Source organism: Mucilaginibacter sp., assembly GCF_025362475.1.
In the GTDB taxonomy this organism is placed as follows: Bacteria; Bacteroidota; Bacteroidia; order Sphingobacteriales; family Sphingobacteriaceae; genus Mucilaginibacter.
In genome coordinates, this window is record NZ_JANYGH010000045.1 from 1 (window position 1) to 2,001 (window position 2,001).

2 protein-coding genes are annotated in these 2,001 nt (G+C 41.5%); both read left to right on the top strand.

Annotation, left to right across the window (positions count from 1 at the left end):
• On the top strand, positions 1 to 323 hold a 323-nt coding region (locus tag Q0R88_RS14785), incomplete at its 5' end, for a hypothetical protein (RefSeq protein ID WP_295717350.1).
• Between the two features lie 27 nt (positions 324 to 350).
• A complete protein-coding gene (locus Q0R88_RS14790; protein ID WP_295717353.1) occupies positions 351 to 1,865 on the top strand; it encodes a right-handed parallel beta-helix repeat-containing protein in 1,515 nt (504 codons plus the stop codon).
• The last annotated feature ends 136 nt before the right edge of the window (positions 1,866 to 2,001 follow it).

Sequence of the window (2,001 nt, forward strand, 5' to 3'; positions counted from 1 at the left end):
ATACCTCAACAGGAAGCAACAATATTATCGATAACAATTTATACTACACCACAGGCACTCCACAGTGGATCTGGAATAGTACCAGCGGCACTCCGTATACCGATTTAAAAGCCTGGAAAGCGGCCAGCGCTAATGATGCTAATTCATCAAATGGTACCGATCCCCGTTTACTGAATACATCACTTCCTGATCTTCATTTGCAATCATCTTCGCCTGCAAAAAATTCCGGACAGATCATTTCAGCGGGTATAAATGGTACAACAGATATTGACGGGAATACACGTATAGTGAACAATAAAATAAGTAAGGGCGCACAGCAGTAAGGCGTATTTAATTAAAAACGAAAGGTTATGAAACTTAATTTGAATGTTTTTTTAATGCTTGGTTTTGTTGCACAGGTATTTGGTTGCAGCAAAAAAAGCGTCAACGAGGTTGTAGCACCTGCTGGTGGGGTTCATATCTACTATGTGTCTGTAAATGGTTTAGAATCGAACAAGGGAACAATTGATGCGCCCTTTCAAACCATTAATACCGCGCTAAGCCGTACGGTGCCCGGCGATACCGTAATGGTAAGGGGCGGCGTGTACAGTGAAAAAGTGGTATTCCCGAAGTCGGGAGTGATGGATAAGTACATTACGTTAAAAGCGTACCATGGCGAGAAACCCATTATTGATGGCAGTGCTTTTAACGTTAATGGCCGCGAGGCCCTGGTCACCATTGATAAGGCAAAGTTTATAGTGGTAGATGGTTTTGAAATACGCAATCTTAAAACCGCAACCGGCGACCCCAAAGCCATTATGGTTGAGGGCGGCTCTGATTATATTACCATAAAAAATAACACCGTATATGGTATTGATTATACCCAGCTTCCGCTTAATGGAGGCGGGAATGCTATTCTGATTATCGGGAATACTACCGATCCGGTAACTAATATTACTGTTACCGGGAATACCATACATGATTGTAAAACCGGCTATGGCGAAAACTTAACCGTTAACGGTTATGTTGATGGGTTTACCATCACCAATAATACCATTTACAATGCCCAAAATATTGGTATTGACGCGGCCGGTGGCTATTCGGCCAATGCAGATCCTGCGCTTAATTACGCCCGCAATGGTGTTATCAGTGGTAATACCCTCTATAATATTGAAAGCAAAAGGGGGCCGCTTGGCGGGCATGGCGCTATAGGTATTTATGTAGATGGCGGCAGAAATGTGGTAGTGGAAAAAAACAAAGTATCCGTTACAGACAGGGGGATTGGCGCGGTAAGCGAAACCAATGGATTCCCTACTGATCATGTTACCATAAGGAATAACCTGGTATATAACTGCTGGTGTTCTGGTATCTATATGGGCGGATATTTAAACTACACAGGTAGCGGTACAAGTAACTCGGCCATTGTGAATAATACTTTGTACAACAATAACCAGGCTCTGGGCGCTTTTGGCGAAATAGAAGGAGAGATCAGTATCAGGGAGGATTGCACCAACAATGTTATAAAAAATAACATTATTTATGGAGGAGCATCAGATATGTTTATTCATAAATATACGGCCAAGGGATCTGGTAACGTCATAGATTACAATCTATACTACACAACAGGCGCCGCACAGTGGACATGGAACGGCAGCTCTTATACCGATTATAATTCATGGAAAACAGCCAGCGGCGCCGATGCAAATTCAACATATGGCACAGATCCTTTATTTATAAATACATCCGGCCCCAATCTTCATTTGCAATCATCTTCTGCAGCAAAAAACAGCGGACAGGTAATATCTGATATTGTTAACGGTAATACTGATTTTGATGGTAACGTACGTACTGTAAATAAGCAAATAAATAAAGGCGCTTATCAATGATCAATCATTACGCTGTAAATGGAATATGAGCTTCCTGCTTTGGATTGATGTTTTGAAATCCTGTAGTGGCAATGGTAATCCTTTACTTGCTTAATGCTTACATGTTTTGGACAAAATAGTTAATCCTCATTGTTTT

Coding starts and splice junctions, on each gene's coding strand:
- Q0R88_RS14790 (WP_295717353.1), top strand. CDS start 351: ATGAAACTTAATTTGAATGTTTTTTTAATGCTTGGTTTTGTTGCACAG.